The organism is Tamilnaduibacter salinus (genome assembly GCF_003096655.1).
Classification (GTDB): domain Bacteria; phylum Pseudomonadota; class Gammaproteobacteria; order Pseudomonadales; family Oleiphilaceae; genus Tamilnaduibacter; species Tamilnaduibacter salinus.
In genome coordinates this window covers 368386-387085 of record NZ_QEKQ01000002.1, presented here as the reverse complement: position 1 = coordinate 387085, position 18700 = coordinate 368386, and the positions used below count along the sequence as shown (strand labels likewise).

At 57.9% G+C, this 18700-nt stretch carries 11 protein-coding genes and 1 other RNA gene; 3 read left to right on the top strand and 9 right to left on the bottom strand.

What is annotated here, in order from left to right; translation table 11 throughout:
* The first annotated feature begins 156 nt into the window (after positions 1-156).
* Positions 157-1353: a hypothetical protein gene (locus C8D92_RS04335; protein WP_116918516.1), complete on the top strand. Its 1197-nt coding sequence runs from the start codon at positions 157-159 to the stop codon at positions 1351-1353.
* 168 nt (positions 1354-1521) lie between these two features.
* On the opposite strand, the gene C8D92_RS04330 is transcribed toward C8D92_RS04335, so the two are convergent.
* The 9 genes from C8D92_RS04330 to C8D92_RS04290 form a co-directional block, all read right to left on the bottom strand.
* Positions 1522-2466: a glycosyltransferase family 2 protein gene (locus tag C8D92_RS04330; RefSeq protein ID WP_165819229.1), complete on the bottom strand. Its 945-nt coding sequence runs from the start codon at positions 2464-2466 to the stop codon at positions 1522-1524.
* 282 nt (positions 2467-2748) lie between these two features.
* Positions 2749-4107, bottom strand: coding sequence for a phenylacetate--CoA ligase family protein (locus tag C8D92_RS04325; RefSeq protein WP_116918514.1), 1359 nt, complete (start codon positions 4105-4107; stop codon positions 2749-2751).
* Between the two features lie 19 nt (positions 4108-4126).
* Positions 4127-4747, bottom strand: a complete 621-nt coding sequence (locus C8D92_RS04320; RefSeq protein ID WP_243402352.1) for an acyltransferase — start codon at positions 4745-4747, stop codon at positions 4127-4129.
* Positions 4714-7356 (bottom strand): RIFT barrel domain-containing protein, encoded by a 2643-nt coding sequence (locus tag C8D92_RS04315; protein WP_116918513.1) that lies wholly within the window; start codon positions 7354-7356, stop codon positions 4714-4716. The genes C8D92_RS04320 and C8D92_RS04315 overlap by 34 nt, the downstream gene beginning before the upstream one ends.
* Positions 7357-10038: a tetratricopeptide repeat protein gene (locus tag C8D92_RS04310; RefSeq protein WP_116918512.1), complete on the bottom strand. Its 2682-nt coding sequence runs from the start codon at positions 10036-10038 to the stop codon at positions 7357-7359.
* A gap of 32 nt (positions 10039-10070) precedes the next feature.
* On the bottom strand, positions 10071-11447 hold the full coding sequence (gene prsR, locus C8D92_RS04305) for a PEP-CTERM-box response regulator transcription factor (protein WP_116918511.1): 1377 nt from the start codon (positions 11445-11447) through the stop codon (positions 10071-10073).
* A gap of 147 nt (positions 11448-11594) precedes the next feature.
* Positions 11595-13709, bottom strand: coding sequence for an XrtA/PEP-CTERM system histidine kinase PrsK (gene prsK / locus C8D92_RS04300; RefSeq protein ID WP_116918510.1), 2115 nt, complete (start codon positions 13707-13709; stop codon positions 11595-11597).
* Between the two features lie 205 nt (positions 13710-13914).
* A complete protein-coding gene (locus C8D92_RS04295; protein WP_116918509.1) occupies positions 13915-14862 on the bottom strand; it encodes an SDR family oxidoreductase in 948 nt (315 codons plus the stop codon).
* The gene (locus C8D92_RS04290) at positions 14862-15677 is read right to left on the bottom strand and encodes a lysophospholipid acyltransferase family protein (protein WP_095609889.1); all 816 of its coding nucleotides are present in this window, start codon (positions 15675-15677) and stop codon (positions 14862-14864) included. Before C8D92_RS04290 ends, C8D92_RS04295 begins: the two co-directional genes overlap by 1 nt.
* A gap of 278 nt (positions 15678-15955) precedes the next feature.
* On the opposite strand from C8D92_RS04290, the gene C8D92_RS04285 reads away from it, so the two are divergent.
* On the top strand, positions 15956-18445 hold the full coding sequence (locus tag C8D92_RS04285) for an acyl-CoA dehydrogenase (protein WP_116918508.1): 2490 nt from the start codon (positions 15956-15958) through the stop codon (positions 18443-18445).
* A 120-nt stretch (positions 18446-18565) separates the two neighbouring features.
* Positions 18566-18662, top strand: an RNA gene (gene ffs / locus C8D92_RS04280) — signal recognition particle sRNA small type.
* Positions 18663-18700: the final 38 nt, after the last annotated feature.

The following is an 18700-nucleotide window of genomic DNA, read 5'->3' as shown; positions in this document are numbered from 1 at the left end:
GGCGGTAGCCATGCCCATTCCGGGCGGTTTGAGTAACGAAAATCCCGACCTGTTTTACATGATTTTACGTTATAGTTGGACAAGGGTCACAGGGTTGTAGGAGCAATCCGCGCTACCTTGCAAGCGTACTAACGCGGAGTTCCGCTGGAGGAAACAATGTTTGATTCGAAAAACGTACTGAAGCAGCTCGCGCTTTCAGCGGTCGGGACGCTGGTGTTTAGCGCTGCCTCGGCCGAAGTCCTGTTCGAGGAGAGTTTTGACGATCAGCCAGACTGGCACAGTGGGCTAGAAATTAACGACTTGAAGTACCTCAATCCTTTTAACGTGAGGGGTGAGAATCCCGACGGGGCTGACAATGAACAGTTCCGAGAACGTGGTCATACGCTTCCAGAAGGCTGGGATGCGGCGCGACAAGGCCCGGTTTGGGCGGAATCAATCGGTGACCCCGGATTCCCCGAAAACGTCGAGATTCTGGCTGCAAACGCCGACAAGGCACGAGGGGGGACGGGCAAGTCCTTAGTCGTTTATCGCCAGTCCACGGGTGTGGATGGCCATAATTGGCCAAGCGACGGTCAACTGGACGCAAAGCTGGCCACCCCAACAGACGAGCTGTTTGTTCGCTTCTGGATACGGTTTTCAGATAATTGGACTCCGGTAGACACGGTGGCGACGGGCCTTACAAAGCTATTTCGGGCATCATCTGTCGATAAAGGGGGCAGTCCTTTCAGCGGATTTACTAATGGAGACTCCGCACCGATATTTCTGTGGGTTTACCAGCACAGCGCCAACCTTGGTTTGAGGAATGTGCTTGCGTTCCGGGCTCATCCCCAGGAAACCAACTACAGTATGGACAATCCGCCAATGGCCAACAGATCCAGATCCAATAATTCATATAATTTTGTTGGCAATATTAGGGACTTGGATGGCGACGGAGTAGACGATAACACTGTTACGCTGACCAGTCTGACGACTGGAAATCCCGTCGGGGCAGACGGCGGCCCTGTTCTCCACGATGAGATTTGGGGAGGCGGAACCTGGCGAAAAATGGAGTTCTACCTGAAGATGAACTCTGCTCCAGGTGCCTTGGACGGAGTGGCTAAGCAGTGGATGGATGGCCAGCTCATTTTCAGTAACACCACCGTGCCGTGGCAGGGGCATGAGTCTTCGGGAGGGCGCAAATGGACACACGTCGGGTTTGGCGGCAACTCCAATTTCCACGAGTATCTTAAGTCCGTTCAGCGCACGGAATGGCGCGCCTATGACGATATAGTCATAAGAAATTCACTCCCGGAAAGGCTTCAGTCCGGTTCATCAGCAAAACCGAATCCCCCAGTTGATCCAAGCGTTCAGTGAAATAGGTGGTTGTCTTCTTGAACCCTGAACTCGGGATAATGAGTCGACAACTACGTTGACAAACAGGGCACACCAAAGGTGTGACCAGCCGGCCCCGCTGCTTGGCGAAAGGCCTACTGATTCTGCAACGAATAATCCGAGGCCATTATCAGCATAAGTGCGGAAGGGTCAAGGTCGGAAAGTTGAGAAAATCGATTTTAATAAACTGTAGGAACGAGCCTGAACATATACGAAATCCAAAGCGTAGATTATCGGTAACGCTGTGAGGGGTGGAGTCACTCTGCCCCTCACAATTCTTTTAACTGAGAATACAATTGGAGCGCTAAAAAATAAGACAATAAATAAAAAGCGCCATTCGATAAGGCTAAAAATGGCGGTTAAGAGTGCTAGCGATAACGATGCCAAGCTAAATAGTATTATTATGAATGTTGGGTCTTTCATGCTGCTTGCGACGTCCCTTATGTAATTTTCACCGTGCCATGCTTGGCGTTTGGCAAACTCACTATAGGTCTTGGCATTTCCGTTGTGAACAACTGAAAGCTCGCCTGTGATTCTGACTACTAGTCCTGTGGTGGTAGCGCTCCTGCTCAGAGCCGTGTCTTCTCCTGAGGTCACGCTCTCGTCAAACCCATCAATTTTTTTGAAAGATTCTTTTCTTAAAACGATAGATGCCCCAATCAGGTCTTTCGGTAACCTTGTTTCGGAGTTCCCGAGGAGCCAATATTTCTCGACTGCTGTCGGGTTGGGTGGAAGTAAACAACCACCTCCAAAAACCGTGGTCGGATTGTCAGTTGAAAGTTTAATCGCCCGCGTAATCCAGTCCGAGTCAACGATGCAGTCAGCATCGATAAAGGCAAGTACGGCACCTTTCGCTTTCTGTGCACCGAGGTTTCTTATTTTGCCAACATTGCCGGCCTGGCGTGCTAGAAGCTCAACATTATATTGTTGAACTATTTCTAGTGTGCCATCAGTTGACTTATTATCAACAACGATTACTTCATATTTCTCCTGTGCGCAGTTTTGATCTCTTAAGGCATTGAGGCATTCGCCAATATGGTCTGCTTCGTTGTAAGCAGGAATCACAACTGAAAGATAAGGTTTGATTTCGGTCACGATGATATCTTTGGGTTTTCTGGATGTTAATAGGTACCCGATAAAATAAAATATGGGGTCGAGCCACGCTCTCAGCCCTATGGTGACTGAGGTTGGCATTGGGCAATGAAACTTCGAATTTACCTTTAGAATTTCTGAATATTTCCTGAATCTGCTCAATGCGTTATTGCTTGGTAAATCGTTAAACGTGCGATGTCCAAGATAGATAAAGTGTTTGCCGTGGTTGGCATCTCCAAAAATTAGTCGTGGAATGGGATTTGATTGGTTTTGATTGCTGATTATTTAGTAAAAATTTTGAACAACCATGTTGTACTTTCCGTTTTCTGATGGTGGTATGTCTTTTACATACTCCACGCTTATTTGAATTTTTTCTCCAAGCATCTTCTGTAGCTCCCACAACATAAAGTCTTCATCGCTAGCAGTAAAATCTCTTTTAGTTACTAATTTAACGATAGCTTTTTCGGGCTCGTTTTGAACAATTTGAGCCTTTTTAATGTTTTCAATGTACTCAAATGCGATAGCAATTGCCGCAGCGGAAACTCTTCTTCCTTCAGTTACGATTGTAGCACCGACCTTACCATGAAGCTCTTCAATGACGGCAGTTTCACGCCCGCACGGGCAACTTTTATAGCCTAGTTTGCCCAGATCACCAATCCGATAGCGAATCAGCGGCATCACATGGTTCAAAAGGGTGGTTACGATGAACTCCCCTTCGCCCTCCGATTTAATTTCCCCACTTTTTGTCAAGACCTCGACAACACCATATTCTGGTGCAATGTGCATCGTGCCATGCTCGCACTCGCCAGCAAAAACTACGGACTCTGCCGACCCATATTGGTCGAATACACCGCAGTCAAAGGCGTTCTCCATAGTCTTCCGTTGCTCAGACGTGAAATTCTCTGAGCTGGTGCTTAGACCAACCGGCTTGAAGCTCAGCGCAACCCGATTGTCACGGATGTACTCGGCCAGGCGGAGTATGGAGAGAGGATACCCCTCAATGAGCTTTGGTTTAAACTGGTTAAGTTTCTTTATGTAGGAAGGTAGGTTTTCCTCTGTCAGGTGAAAGGAAGAGAAAACCAGCTGTCGGTCAATCACGTTATAGCGCCAGAAGGGGGGATGATTATTGTCCGGGTCCTGAACCTTCCGGCCGACAAAAGAAGCTTTCTTTTCACCGATTCTGAAATCCATGGTTCTGTAGAATCGTGACCAGAAAGCGTATGTTTGCTGCCGAACGGATTTTGAAATATAGATTTTCAAAGGTGTACCTGTACTGCCACCGGTGAAAATAGTCAGCAGCTTACTTTTGTTATACGCGTCTGATACAAAATCCTCGGGATTGTTCGCAACGGTAGATCTATCCAGAACGGGAAAGTCAGTCAGAACTGGCTTTTTGACAGTCAGCCTCCGGTAATGGGGTACTTCTGTTAGCGCCCTTTCTAGCGTTTCAAATAGCCGGGAATCTACGAACTTTTGAAGTTCATGTTGTTTCAGGAATTCTGTTTTTTCGAGAGTGTTGCAGGTCTCATCAAATAGTCCAGCGTAACGCCGCCGGTGTTCCATGACGCCGTAGACACTAACAAGCAGATTTTGTAGCCACACTGGGCTTGAGAGATAAATTTTTTCGGGTAGATGACTACGCATTGAATTTCCTACCAGAAACTCAGTTTCTCGTTTTGATACGCTGTTTTACCAATTCCGCCGGATTGCCAGCGACGATTCCGCCGGAACCATTGGGGGATCGCGTTACAACGCTTCCCGCAGCAATAATCGTCTGCGCTGGAACGGTTGCCATTACAAGGCACCCATTCCCAAGCCAACAATCCGGACGAATGGTTACTTTCTCATAGGTCCCCCCCTGCTGCTGGATGGGGGTGTCCGGGTCGTCGAAGTGGTGTTGCCGGTTGCCGCTGAGGATGTGTACGCCGCTGCCGATGAGGGTATCTTCGCCGATGGTACATTTTCCGATATTACACTGCGGCCCGATATAGACGCCCCTCTCAATCGTCGTATCCTGATGGGACAGCAATGTCAGGAACCCAATCGAAATCTCATCAGAAGTGCCCGGGCAGGCGAGGGAGTAGAAAGCTGCCCGGCAATAGGTGCCAATTTTTCCGGGGATGAGGCTGAGGGCCTGTGAGAATCCCTGAAATACCGAGTCCGTGTTGCCGAACAGGGTCAGCAGGCAGAAAGCGCCGTAGATCGGCAGCATCAATAGTCGGAAAACGGTCTTGACGGCTCGTTTGGCAGTCATGACCCCCGCTCCAGGCGTGCGTTGAGCCATGCTCTCTCCTTGGCCGGCTGAAAGGTCCCTATGCCTCGCATCATCCGTTGTATGATCCTGAGCGTTAATGTCCGCCAGGTTAAAATTGGCGTTGAGTCGCCGGTGTTTGGCGTCGAATCGGTGAGGGCGATGGGCTGGATGCGGTCATACGCCCCATAATTCTGCATCAGAATGCAGAGAATCCGGGTGAATCCCGATTCCGGGCTGTCTGCCAGTCGAATGGTCATCGCCTCGGTCCATTCCTGCGCCTTGCCCTCGTAGTGTGTGCGGTTCTCAGGGTCGAAGGCGGCCGCCAGGCGCATGATGAGGATCTTGCGGATTTCCTGGGCGGTCCAGGTGTCGTTGGGGAACTCCAGTGGTTCCGGGTCCTCCAGAAACGGCCGCTCGTGTTCGACCATCCACCGGGCGTATTGGCGAAAGGCCGCCACCGCATATGAGAATAAACCGCCGGTATCACCATTCGCGCGCTTGAGATCGATGTACTTCGCCAGGCTCGCCATAAACACCAGATACGACCACCCGGTTTCCACGTCGAGCAGGTTTCTGAGATCGGGGTCATCGGCCGGGTGGATGGTTTTGGCGATGACGGCCTCGGCCCGTTTCAGCCACTGCGAATCGCCCGTCAGCGTCCAGGCGTCGAGTAGGGCGTTCAGGTAGTTCCCGGTCGCCCGGGTAAACGGGTACTGATGGGCGGTAACGGTCTCGCCACGCAGTTTGGCTTTCACCCGCGGCAGATCCTGCTTTTTCAGGGCCAGAACCTGCTCGAGAAACCCGCCCTGACCCTCCTGGTTGGCGACCATCCAGTGGGCCAGTTCCAGCACGGCGTCCCTCGAATCGGTATCGCCCGTCAGAAAGTAGTGATAGAGAAGGCCGGTGGTGTAGCAGTGTTCGGCTGCGGGCCCGCCCCCGGTCTGCCCCGGCGTGGAGCTGGTGTCGTTGTGTCGCGTGAAGGTCCGGTGGGTCGCCGTATGCGCATCCAGATAATGGTCGGTGTGCCAGAAGAGGCCGTGGTTGTACTCAACGCGGTCGTCGTCCGTGTGGTAGATGTCGATGTCCCGGACGTGGCGGGCGAGATCGTCCATCAGTTCGAACCAGCGTGGATCGCCGGTGCGGGCGAACTGGCGGGCAAAGCCGTAGATGGGGTCGTACTGGTTGTTGTAGTGGGAGATGAAGGGCGCTTCGCCGGGCGCCTGGTAGAGTGTTTCGTGGTCGGCGAACAGTTCACCGAAATTCCGCCAGCCGTACTCGTCGATGACTTCCCGCTTGGCAAAAAAGTTGTTCGGGCCGTCAATGCCGGCCTGGATCAGGTCTTCCAGCGGGCCGTGTGTTTCGCGGGCAGCAAACCAGGGAAAGGCTTGGGTCTGTTCATAGTGGGACGCGTCGATGACCGGAACCGGCGGATGGAAGCATCCGGTGAGAGCGTCCCGATCGGTCCCGAAATGAATATGGCACTGCTGGGTCTTGCGTTCGCCGCCCTGGAGTTCATAGGGCGTTGCGGTCTGTCGGGGGAACAGGCCAATCTGAATGCCTTCGCGGTCGGCTTCCAGCGCACTGGGGAAGTTCTGCCAGAAGTGGTCCATGCAGACCTGAACTTCGCCAAGACGATCCGCCACGCCAAGGACTGGCTCGGCGCGGTCGCCCCGGAAGACCGTTTCGCCCTGACGGACGAGCTTGAACCCCCGGAAGGTGGTGGTGACGCGACTGTCCGCGTCAATATGGTTGCGGCTGTCCCAGTGTTCGCCGCCGCTGGAATCCTGGTAGATGAGGAGTTCGCCATCGCCCTCGATACCGGCGTCATCCGGGTGAGGGCGGACCCAGCTCTGGCTCATTCGATCACTACGAAGCCGGATCACTAATGACTGGAAGTGAACGGAGCCCGGATCTCCCAGATCCCAGAGTCCGCCGGGGTGGCGCGCCCGGCGGGGATTATGGAGATCGATCGCGGATCGGACCGTTTCACTGTCCCGGAAAATGTCCACCGTGATGGTCGATTTCGCGAGCATGCCTTCCTGGGCCGTGCGCCAGTTCGCCGTCATCGAGAGCCGTACCCGGACGGGGCCCTGGTCAAGGAGGTGCCAGGCTGTCAGAACCTGGGCCTCACAGGGTTGCCCGTCGGCTGTGGTCAGCTCTGGCGCGGCGATTCTTATGCCCTCTTCGGAGCGGGAGTGCCACTCTGCCGACTGTTTGGGGAAGTGAAAATGACGAACCCCGTTGAAGACGTCGATCCCGTCGTCTGTTTCAGTCACGCGTATCGGGGGCCCGCTGGCATCCGGCCCGGATGGGCTCAACGTCAGCGTTGGCATTGAATCGCCGGTGAAGGCGACGAGCGACTCTACCCGGAGCCACCGTACGGAACCGTCCGGCCAGTGCGCGAGTGGCGCTGTCTGCAAGGGGAGCGTGGTTTCCCGGTCAGACAGGGCCAGAGGCTGATCCGGCGAGAGCTGTCCTTCCGCGAGGGGGACGCCGACGCAAACGGGATGCGGGTAGGGGGCGGCGGTCGCCCCCTGACGGCAGAACGCAATGGTAGCCAATGGGTTCCCGGCATGCGCTGGATCGGCAGAGGCGTCCGGTTCGGTCACAGTGTTTTCGGCGTCGATGGTCGGGCTCACTTACATCTTTTCCAGTATTGCTTTCGCTTTGCTCTGCTGGTTGGTGGCCTTGTAGGCCTCCGCCAGGTGGAGGGCGATCTCCTGCATTTCCGGGTCCAGTTGATGGGCCTTCTCAAGGATCGTGACGCTCTCGGAGTGATCCCCCTGCTGGAACAGGATCCAACCATAGGTGTCGGCCACCGCCGCAGAATTCGGCGCCAATTCGTAGGCCCGTCGAGCGAGCTCCCGCGCTTCGGGTTTGCCGGACTGGTGGTGCAGCCAGGCGAGGTTGTTCAGCGCCGTTGCGTTGTTCGGCGACGCCTCCAGGACGGCCTCATATTCGCGGACGGCTTTCTCGTTCTCGCCCTGGTTCTGGTAGGAGACGGCCAGCCCCAGGCGAACGGCGGCGCTGTCGGGGAAGTCGTTCACGGCGCTCTTCAGTGTTTCCAGGGCCTTGTTGGGTTGATCCGTCTTCCGCAGGGTCTGGGCGTAATTGAGGTAGATCTGCGGAGAGGGCTCTTTCTCCAGGGCGAGCTGGTAGAGCTCGATCCCGGCCTCGGTGTTCCCCTGGCTAACCTCGTAACGGGCTTCCAGGAGATAGGGGCGTGCGGAGTCCGGGTGATCCACCTTGGCCTGATCCAGTATGCTTCGTGCTTTCTGTCGGTCGTTCTGGCTCAGGTGCAGGCGTGCGGTCTGCATTTGAATGTCTTCGTGTTTCGGGAACAGCGCCTGTGCCCGCTCGAGAATGGCTTTTGCCTGCGCCGGGGCGTTCTGGATTTTCTGGGCGGCGACGCCGTTATAGATGCCGGCCACGAGGCGCTCTGCGGGGGCGGGGGTATCCGGCGCCTCCCGCTCGAGCAGCGGGGCGGTCAGGGTGTTGGCCTCATCCATGTTGTTCTCTCGGAGGGCATGTTCGAGCAGCAGTAATCGCGGGCCGGCGGCATCCGGGTGCTTGTTAAGCGTCTCGCGGAGGAACGCGATGCCTTCCGATTCGTCGGTCACGTCCAGAAGCCCTTTCAGTGCTCGCCGGTTGTTGGGAGCCAGACCAACTGCTGTTTTGAAGTGGCGGCGGGCGTCTTCCCTGCGGTCCTCCCGTGAGGCCAGGACGCCCAGCGCGATGTCCGGACCGGGGTTGCCATCGGCGACGGATCGCGCCTGTTCCAGATACTGTCGTGCGTCCTCGACATCGCCCTGCGAAAGGGCAATGTCGCCACGCACCATCAGGGCATTGATGTTATCCGGCGCCGCCTTGACCCATGCCGATGCGGTTTCCCGTGCTGCGGTTTGGTTTCCGGCATCCCGGTGGGCTTTGATAATCAGTGCGCGGGCCTGATCGCCAAAAGCCTCGGTCTCCTTGATCCGCTCGGCCTGCTGAATGCCCTCGTTGGTCTTACCCTGGCTCACCAGCCAGGAGGCATAGCGGAAACGCAGTTGATGATTATCCGGCGCCATTTCCAGGGACTGCTGGATGTAGTCACGCCCCGTGTCAGTATCACCCATGGCCAGTGCCGAAATACCAATCAGGGCAAGCGTGCCAGGGTCGGAGTCGCTGTTTTCCATGCGTTCAAGCTGCTTTCGCGCTTCTTCCGGTTTTTGGAGCTGAAGCTGGGTGGCAGCCAGCAATCGGTTGATGCCACCGCCGGCGCTCCCGTCCGCGAGGGGCGCGAGCAGCTCCTCGGCATCGCTCACACGTCCCTGCCGAAAGCGGATCATACCCAGCAGCGCAGCACTGCGGGTGTGGTCAGGCGCCTGCTTGAGGTTCTCTTCCAGAAAACGGGCGGCTTCGGCCAGGTTGCCTTCCTGATACGCGGTCTGTGCGGCCTCAAAGTTGCTCTTGATCGTCCCAGGCGCTGATTTGGCAAGGATTTCCTCGTAAACGAAGGCCTCTGCCGATTTCCCCTGCTGACGAAGCACGTCGGTGAGCGCGGAAATGGTCGTGTATTTGCGATAGGTCATGACATCGTATTGACCGATGTCTTCGAGCGCGCGGATATACGCTTCCTCGGCCTTTTCATACTGCTGTTGGGAATGCGCCAGTTGCGCCTTCCAGAGCCAGAGCTCCGGGTCCTGCTTATCGATTTCCTCGGCCTCCTTGATCAGGGCCCGGGATTGCTCCGGGTTGTCATCGGCCCAGTGCAGTCGGGACAGGCCGATGACCGGCTCAATGGCCTGGTCGTCAATATCACGGGCGTCCTGGTAGGCGGCAATGCCGTCATCAATGTTCTGCGCCCGACGGTGGATGTCCCCGCGAAGTGTCGCCGCCTGCAGCGTTTCCGTGCGGTCGGGGTCACGCAGTGTCTCGAGGTCAGCGAGCGCCTCGTCGGCCCGGCCAAGCAGCATCTTGGCGCGGGCACGGATCAGGGCGATGCGGTTATGCGTTCGGGGACCGGCCTGGTCGCCGAGTTCTTCGGCGATGCGGTTGACCTGTTGCAGGGCGCTCTTGGCATCACCGGCCGTTAACAGGTTATCGACGATGATGAAGTACGGCTCCGCGTTGGCGTTATTGAGCTCAATGGCGCTGCGGGCTTCAAGAGTGCTGGCCTTGAGTTCTCCCTGGCGCTGGAAGAACCGCGCCTGGTCAATGTGGCTGAGATACTCAACTTCGGCCTGACTCATGTCATCGCCGTTGTCGCCGCACCCAGCGAGACTGAGTGAGAACAGCATGATCAGGAGAGCGGCGAAAAACGCGGGGTGCTTACTCATGGTCAATTCCCTGTTAGTGGTGGTTCCCATCGTCAGACATTGCTGACTTCGGCCGAGGTCGCAATACCGTATTTATCGGTCAGGTTATAGAGTGTTGGCCGCGTGATGCCAAGCAGGCGTGCGGCCCGGGCCATGTTGTAGTGACTGGATTGAAGCGCCTGAGCGATGGCGTGCCTTTCCGCTTCTTCACGCACCTGGCGAAGGTTCAGCACATGGTTGTCAGCGGGCTCCTGATCACAGTCGAGTTGCAGGTCGTCGGCCGTCACCCGTTTGCCTTCGGCCATGATAGTGGCCCGTTTGATCTTGTTGATCATCTCCCGGACGTTGCCTGGCCACTGGTGCTGTTGAATGGCCTGAATGGCGTCGTCGGTGAAGGCCAGTTGAGGCCGGTCCATCTGATTGGCGAGGCCCTTGAGCAGTGACTGGGCGATCACAATGGCATCACCGTCGCGCTCGCGCAGTGCGGGGACGTCGATGGTGATCTCGCTTAGCCGGTAGTAAAGGTCCTCGCGGAAATCGCCCGACCCAATCAGTTCTTCCACGTTGCGATGGGTCGCACAGACCACGCGAACATCCACGGGAATACCGCGAACACTGCCAACCCGGTCGATGATGCGTTCCTGCAGAAAGCGCAGCAGTTTGGCCTGCAGGCTCATCGGCATATCACCGATTTCATCGAGAAACAGCGTGCCGCCGTTGGCCATCTCGATCTTGCCTTTCTTGCTCTGGGTCGCGCCGGTGAAAGCGCCTTTTTCATACCCGAACAGTTCGCTCTCAAGCAGGTTCTCGGGGATCGCAGCACAGTTGATAGCGGCGAATGGTTGCTCCGCCCGATGGCTCAGATCGTGGATCGCGCGTGCCAGCAACTCCTTGCCGGTGCCCGTTTCGCCATTGATGAGGGTCGTCACGTCCGCCGGCGCCACTTTTTCGATGGTGCGGCAGACGGACAGCATCTGAGGGCTGGCGGCGACAATGCCCTTGATGGTGGTGCCGTTTCCCCGGCGCGCCAGGTCGCGGTTCTCACGCTCTAACTCAGCCAGTCGAAATGCCCGGTTCACCACGAATGTGAGAATGTCCGCGTCGAGTGGCTTCTGGTAAAAATCGCTTGCTCCCATGCCGATGGCCCGGACGGCGTTCTCGTTGTCCTCTCGCCCGGTAACCACGACGACCTTGCTCTCGGGGCTCAGCCGCAGAATGTCGTCCAGTAATGCAAAACCCTCGGTGGCGCCGCCGGGGTCCGGTGGCAGCCCAAGGTCGAGCGTCACCACCCGGGGCTCATGGCGGCGCAGCATCGCGATGGCGGATTCCCGATCCGACGCCACGGAGACGCTGATGTCGTCTCCGAAGCACCAGCGCATCTGGCTTTGAAGCCCCGGGTCGTCTTCAACAATCAGGAGTGTCTTACTCACGGCAGCCTGAATTCCTTTCGTTTTCCCTGCTTGAATCCGGAAATCCGAAGGCGCCTGCAGGCCTCTGGATTCTCCCCATGTCCTTGCCTCACAGAATGTAACATGTTCCCGCCTTTGTCACTGACCACTGAGTCCGGATTTTGAATGCTATTCACCGGCGGCGCGCGGTGGCTCCTCGTCGGTCGCAGCCGCTGTTTTTCGAGGGGCGCTGGCCAACGGAAACCGGATTGAGAAACACGACCCGGTGCCCGGCTCACTGGTGACGTCGATCGAGCCACCGATCTCGTTCAGGTATTCCCGCGCCTGATAGGCACCGATGCCCATTCCGGCCAGCCCCTTGGTGCTCTCGAACGGCTTGAACAGACGCATCCGGATGAACTCCTCACTCATGCCACTGCCGGTATCCTGAATAAACAGGACGGCATGATCCGAACTCTGTTTGATCGTCAGTGAGATGTCGCCATCGGGCGGCGTGGCCTCCTGGGCATTGCGGATAAGATGCCCGAGCACGTTGCGCAACTGCCGGCGGTCGGCTTCGACCCAGACGGGGGATGGCCCACCATCGACGATGGGTACGGGTGGGCGATCGCCCTTGTCGTTGGCCAGTTCCTGTACCAACTCTGACAGCTCGATGATTTCCCTCTGTGTCTGCTCCTGAGCCGGTTTGCGAATGTGGTCAACCAGCGAGCTGAGTTTCCGGACCGCATGGTCGGTCGTCTGGATCATGTCATCGATGAATTCCGGATTATCGCGATGCCGCGGGGCATTTTTAACGAGCAGTGACAGCTGGGCGATCATTGTCTTCAGGTCATGGACCATGAACGCCGAGGCCTTATTGACGGCTTCAAACTGCATCGCCCGTGACAGCCGGTTCTGGGCATCCGCCTGGGCGAGCACGTTACAGGTCTGGCGGGCCACCACGCGGATCAGGTCGAAGTTCTCCCAGTTCAACTCAACTCGCGCATAGGGGTTTCCGATCAGGCAAAGGCCGTACAGGTCCTCGCCAAGGTAAAGGGGAATGATCAGCCAGCCTTCTCCGAACTTCAGGATGGGGTCCGGGATTTCCAGAAGGTCGTATCGTAGTGGGTTATCCCGATACTCGTGCAGGTCGATGATCCATTCCCGCTCGTTGAAGAACCGAATCAGCTCGCTTTTGCCATCAATGTCGGTGAAGCGGGGCGCTGGCAGGTTTACAGACGACTGAAGCACATAGTTGTCTTCGTTGTCCTTGACCCAGAGCGCGCCGGCGTTGCTTTCAACCAGGTCCGCCATGATTCTGACAACCCGCTCCGGCAGGGGTGGGTCGTCGCTGAAATCGGCGAAGATCTGGGTCATTTTCAGCCATTCCTCGCGATAATCGTACTTGTAGTCGAAAAAGTTCTGGCTGATGAACATCATGATGCGCGCGCGGAAACGGACCGACGTCAGCAGCGTGGCGAACAGCACGAGAAAAGCCGTCAGCAACAGGACCTGAAGCGCCTCACCCCATTGCCCACCAAGGGCACGGACATAGTAGCCGGCTGCCGCTGCGAAGATGAGGTAAATGCCGGCAAAGGTCAGGGTGCCGACATGGAAAACGGCATTCCGCGAAAGCTGGAAGTTCACCGGCTGGCGGCGGGTATTCACCATATTGATGGCGAACAGCGGTGCGAAGAGGGCATTGGCTGCCCCGCGAGCGTTCCAGAACGAATCGGACATCTGGCCGAAGAGCAGCGCGTCCGAATACATGAAAAAGTCATAAACGAACAGGCTGCCCGCCCCGATGCACAGATACTGAACGCTCGAGCGGCCGTACTGGGACGCATTGCGCCAAATCTGTTCCACCAGGCAGAGACCTAGCAACGCCAGCCCGACCTGCCCCATAATCTTGCTCTTACCCCCGAGCGCGGGCAGGTCGAGGAGCAGTTCAAGGAAGGCCGCACCAAACAGCAGGCCCAGCAGCAGGGCACCGGCGCCGGTGAGCAGCTTTCGGAGGCGCTCGGTGAGCGGCACAGACCGTTTGGGATCATTGAGCAGGGAATACAGGACGAGCAGCCAGCCCCCGTCACGGACCAGCTCCAGCAGGTAGCGGACATGGAACGGCGGCTGCCCAAAGAGGTCCTGCGTGACCAGTGAGCCGGCCCAGATGACGGACGCCAGGGTTGCGACAAGCAGGGCGCGATCCGTGCTGCGGCGCAAGTATTTGGAGACGATCAGAATGGCCAGCAGCGCAAAGGCCAGCGTCGCCGCCGCATGACTGACGAGACTGAAGCTTAACACCATACAGCAGCACTTCCTGTGCGAGGCGGGAAGCACCCGGGTAACCTTTTACGAAGGCACGGCAACGGCGAATCTCGGCGTCGCGTGGTGCTCCCAGCGAGTTGTGGAAGTATGTAACAGATTGTAGCCGAGAGCCGACGCAGGCGACACTACCTTTTTGCCACCACCGTCACAACCTTTCAGCGAATTGACAGTGTGTGTCGCTTGTCTAAAGGGTGTGTTTGGTCTCGCGATAGTACCGGAAAATTTCCCGAAGTGGCCGTTGTGGCCTGAAACCGAACGTTTCGCGGAAGGTGTGCCCATCAATCACGACCGGATATTTGAAGAAATCCATCAGATAGGACGGAAAGCTGCGCAGATTGAGCAGCCGCAGCAGGCTCCGGGGCAGGATCGGCGGTACCGACGGAAGTGGAATGCGCGTGCAGCCGCACAATGTCAGGGCGTGCTGGTAGGACACCCAGTCGTCCGGGGCCACATTGAAGACGCCGCGACGGGGCTGCCCGTAGGCCAGCACAATGGCGTCAGCCATGTCATCGATATGAATGAACTGCATCATGGGGGAAAATCCGGCCATCACAGGCGCACGCTTGCTCGCCAGGAGCTGACTCATGGAGTTTCGGACCCCGGGGCCGACGATGTTGCAGGGGCGGAGGATCGAAATGTTCAGGTCGGGGTAGCGCCAGAGATAGATGTTCGCCAGGTTTTCCAGTTCGACCGAATCCACCAGGTCCATGCTGAGCCCGGCACTCTTGAGGGGGGCTTCCTCGTCGATCAGCGCCGGGTTGTAGGCGATGGCACCGTAGACGTGGTAGGTCGACAGGATGACCACCCGGTGGATGCCATACTTGTGACTGAGGTCCAGAAGCTTCTGTGTGCCCAGTACGTTGGCATTGTAGCGGCGCATCGGGGTCAGCTGGCTGGACATGATCCGGCCAAGGTGAATGACGCCATCGAAGTGATAACGCCGGAAAAGGTCCTCGAACACCCGTTTGTTGAAATCGATGCAGTAGCTTGGGATATCGTCGCCGAGATAGACCTGTTCCCGGAAATCGACCGCCACCAGGTGATAGTTGTCTCGGAGCCGGTTGATGACCTGCTGAGCGAGAGCGCCCGCGGCACCGGTGACGAGAATATGGGGTTTTTGTTCGTTTGCCATTAAAACAGCCTTTTTCGCTTGCTCAGCCCTTCATCAATCAGACGACTGATCTGTGATTTGACCGCCTCCACGCGCTCGGTCACGTTTTCCTCGGGAATATCCGCGTCGTCGAAAACCATCGGTTCGCCAAACCGCAGGTGCACTTTGGCTGGCAGCACGACCGGGAGTGCGACAGGCACGTACGGGACGCCAAGGGTGTTCGCGAGTGGTTTGATGTTGGCAATGGCGGGGATGGTTTCCTCACAGCCGACCACGCCCACGGGCACGATCGGCGCCTTGTACTTCATGGCCAGGTGCATGAACCCGTTTCCGAAACGCTTGAGCTGATAACGGTCACGGTAAAGCTTACCGGAGCCGCGCACGCCTTCGGGGAACACGATCACGGCCTCGTTGTTTGCCAGCATTTTCGCGCAGTTGACGGGGTCGCCGAGCACCGCACCCACCTGATTGAGCACGTTGCCCAGCCACGGGACGGTGGGAAAGAACCGTTCGATCATGGCTCTGGGGACCCGTGGCTCCTTTTCCCGTGAGGCGAGGGCAATCCCGATCATCAGCCCATCAAGCGGGAGCTGACCGCTGTGATTGGCAACGATCAGAACCGGGCCCTCGGATGGGACCCGATCCACGCCATCGGCTTCCACGCGGAAGTACTTTTCATACAACTGCCGGGCCAGTGTGTAGCCAATCTTGACCGCATCGTTGTTGTAGCCCCACGGGTCGTATCCCAGCGTTCCGGTGGGTTTTCGGACGCGATCAATCTGCCGGTCAAGTGCCTCGGGAACCAGCTTCTCGCGCAGGAACGAACGAAAACTCATGCTGCTATCCTGTCCAAAGAGTGATCCATCGCCGCGCGATGGCCGAGCGGTCAAACGCCCCTGAATATGTCGAGGTTCTGTCACGGAATCGTGCTATAACCATAGATCGCACATTCAGGATTGTATATTGACTATCGGGCTTGTTGTCTTAAGGAATTGACCCGCACTTCCTTGATGGGTTGAGCATGTGTCGTTTCAGACAGAGGCCGCCATTGGTCGATGCGCCGTGTACAGGCCCGCGCTCCGGAAAAGCGCCGCCAGAGGAGAGGAGGCACCCCATGAGTATTCTGTTTCTGCTGATCGCCGCGCTGGTCCTGATCTATTTCGGGATCGGGGGGCAGGTGGCGGCCGTTGTTCTGGTTGCATCGGCCCTGGTCGGCTGGTTCGAGGATGGCTGGCACTTTGCGAGTCTGATCGTCGGCGGCCTGTTGCTGGCGGCGAGCCTCGCCGTGGTACTACCGGGCCGGTTGCGGCGCGAGCGACTGAGTCGGCCGCTGTTGAGCTGGGTGCGAAGCCGGTTGCCGAAACTCTCCGAAACCGAAGCCGAGGCGCTCCGGTCCGGGAGTGTGGACTGGGACGGTGAGCTGTTCTCCGGGCGACCGGACTGGCAGCGATTGCTGGACGCGCCCCACGGTCGTCTGACCGAGGAGGAGCGGGCATTTGTGGATGGTCCCGTCGACAAGCTCTGCGCCATGCTCGATGACTGGTCGATCACCAATGAATTGTATGACCTCCCCAAAAAGGCATGGAATTTCATCCGCAAGGAGGGGTTTTTCGGCCTCGTGATCCCGGAAGAGTACGGCGGCAAAGGCTTTTCCGCGACGGCGCATTCCGAGATCGTCATGAAGATCTCCACCCGCAGTGTGTCGGCGGCGGTGACCGTCATGGTGCCGAATTCTCTCGGTCCGGGTGAGTTGCTGATGCACTACGGGACGACGGACCAGAAGCAGTACTACCTGCCGCGGTTGGCCCAAGGTGAGGAAGTTCCGTGCTTTGCCCTGACATCGCCGGTCGCCGGTTCTGATGCCAGTGCCATTCCGGATCGTGGCGTGATCTGCAAAGGCCAGTGGAACGGCGAAGAGGTGCTGGGGCTGAAGGTCACCTGGAACAAGCGCTACATCACCCTCGCGCCGGTGGCCACAATCATTGGGCTGGCCATCAAGGTCTACGATCCGGACCAACTGCTCGGCGAGGAAGAGGATCTGGGCGTCACCTGTGTGATGGTGCCGCGGGCGCTGGACGGCGTGCACGCCGGCGCGCGGCACCTGCCGATGAACACGGTGTTCATGAACGGGCCGACCTGGGGGGAGGATGTGTTCATCCCGCTGGAACAGGTCATCGGCGGTCGCGAGATGATTGGTCAGGGCTGGACCATGCTGCTGGAGTGCCTGTCCATTGGACGGTCGATTTCTCTGCCGGCGCTTGGCACCGGTGCGGGCAAGCTGGCGAGCCTGACAACCGGCGCCTATGCGGGCGTGCGCGAGCAGTTTGGCCGGTCGGTCAGCGAATTCGAGGGTGTTCAGGAAGCCATGGAACCGGTTGCCGGGTACACCTACATGATGGACGCCGCACGTTTGCTCACAGCCGGAATGCTGGATCGGGGCGTCAAACCGTCCGTGCCATCGGCGGTCCTCAAGTACCGCAATACCGACCTGATGCGCGAGGTCATCAACCACTCCATGGACATTGTTGCCGGGCGGGGCGTGATTACCGGTCCGCGCAATTTCCTGGCCCGGGCCTACCAGGCGGTGCCGATCGGCATCACGGTCGAGGGGGCGAACATTCTCACGCGCAGTCTGATGATTTTCGGGCAGGGCGCGATCCGCTGCCACCCGTACATTGTCGATGAGATTGAAGCGGCTGGCATGGAAGACGAGAACGCGGCCGTCGACGCGTTCGATTCGGTGTTCTATGCCCACATGGCGCACACCACACGGAATGCCCTGCGGAGTTTCGTTCTTGGCCTCAGTCAGGGGTGGCTCGAACCCGTGCCCGCGCAGGGGGGCATCAGCCGTTACTATCGCCAGTTGGCGCGGTTCTCGTCGGCGTTTTCCGTGCTGACGGACGTGTCACTGCTGACGATTGGGGGCGGATTGAAGGCCCGGCAGCGGTTGTCCGGCCGCATGGCCGATTGCCTGGTACACCTTTACTATGCCTCGGCAGCGATCCGGCAATGGCATGAGGACGGGTATCCGGAGGATCAGCGGCCGCTGGTGGAGTGGGCGCTGGAGCGATCGCTATATGACTTTCAGAACCAGATGAAGGCCGTCATCGACAATTTCCCGGTACGGCCGTTGCGCTGGCCCCTGCGTCTTCTGGTCTTCCCGACGGGCACCGGCCTTCGTCCGCCGGATGATCGCCTCGGTGAAAAAGTGGCGATGTCCATCGTCCAGAGTGGACCGCCCCGTGACCGGGTGGTCCAGGGCGTCTACCGCAACGAGGAGCCAGACGACCCGGTGGGCCGGGTGCTGCACGCCTACCGTTTGGCCAATGAAACCCGGCCCGCCCGGGACCGCCTGCATGATGCCATCCGCAAGGCGGATCCGGACGAGCTCCAGGACGTTGAGATGCTGATGGCGCACCAGCGCGAAGAGCTGGTGGACTGGGCCGTCGAGCAGAACGTGATCCGCCAGGAAGAGCGTGACAAGCTCGTGGAAGCGTTGGAGGCGATGTACGACGTCATCCGGGTGGATGCGTTCGATGGGAAGGCGATTGAAAGCCTGGCGCGTTGTTCCAAAGGCAAGCTCAAGGAAGTCGAGCGGCCCTGAGGGTCCCCCTGTAAAATGAGGCGCAGACGTCGTTGATGCGCAAGGCTCCGCCTGCTAGGATACGCGCCTCATTCGGGGTTACCGGCATCACGGTCGGGCCCTGAATCGTTATGGTGGCTCCATTGGTGCCTCCGCAACAATAAACCGTGAACCCGGTCAGGCCCGGAAGGGAGCAGCCGTAGCGGTGGACTTGGGTGCCGGAGTGTCGCTGATGGAGTCACCCCCATCCGATCTGACTCCCGTTATTGTTCGTTA

What these genes read in the sequence shown, in the direction of transcription:
- C8D92_RS04320 (WP_243402352.1), bottom strand. Translation starts at nt 4,747, where the DNA reads ATGGCTCAACGCACGCCTGGAGCGGGGGTCATGACTGCCAAACGAGCC.
- C8D92_RS04335 (WP_116918516.1), top strand. Translation starts at nt 157, where the DNA reads ATGTTTGATTCGAAAAACGTACTGAAGCAGCTCGCGCTTTCAGCGGTC.
- C8D92_RS04290 (WP_095609889.1), bottom strand. Translation starts at nt 15,677, where the DNA reads ATGAGTTTTCGTTCGTTCCTGCGCGAGAAGCTGGTTCCCGAGGCACTT.
- C8D92_RS04295 (WP_116918509.1), bottom strand. Translation starts at nt 14,862, where the DNA reads ATGGCAAACGAACAAAAACCCCATATTCTCGTCACCGGTGCCGCGGGC.
- C8D92_RS04310 (WP_116918512.1), bottom strand. Translation starts at nt 10,038, where the DNA reads ATGAGTAAGCACCCCGCGTTTTTCGCCGCTCTCCTGATCATGCTGTTC.
- prsK (WP_116918510.1), bottom strand. Translation starts at nt 13,709, where the DNA reads ATGGTGTTAAGCTTCAGTCTCGTCAGTCATGCGGCGGCGACGCTGGCC.
- C8D92_RS04325 (WP_116918514.1), bottom strand. Translation starts at nt 4,107, where the DNA reads ATGCGTAGTCATCTACCCGAAAAAATTTATCTCTCAAGCCCAGTGTGG.
- C8D92_RS04285 (WP_116918508.1), top strand. Translation starts at nt 15,956, where the DNA reads ATGAGTATTCTGTTTCTGCTGATCGCCGCGCTGGTCCTGATCTATTTC.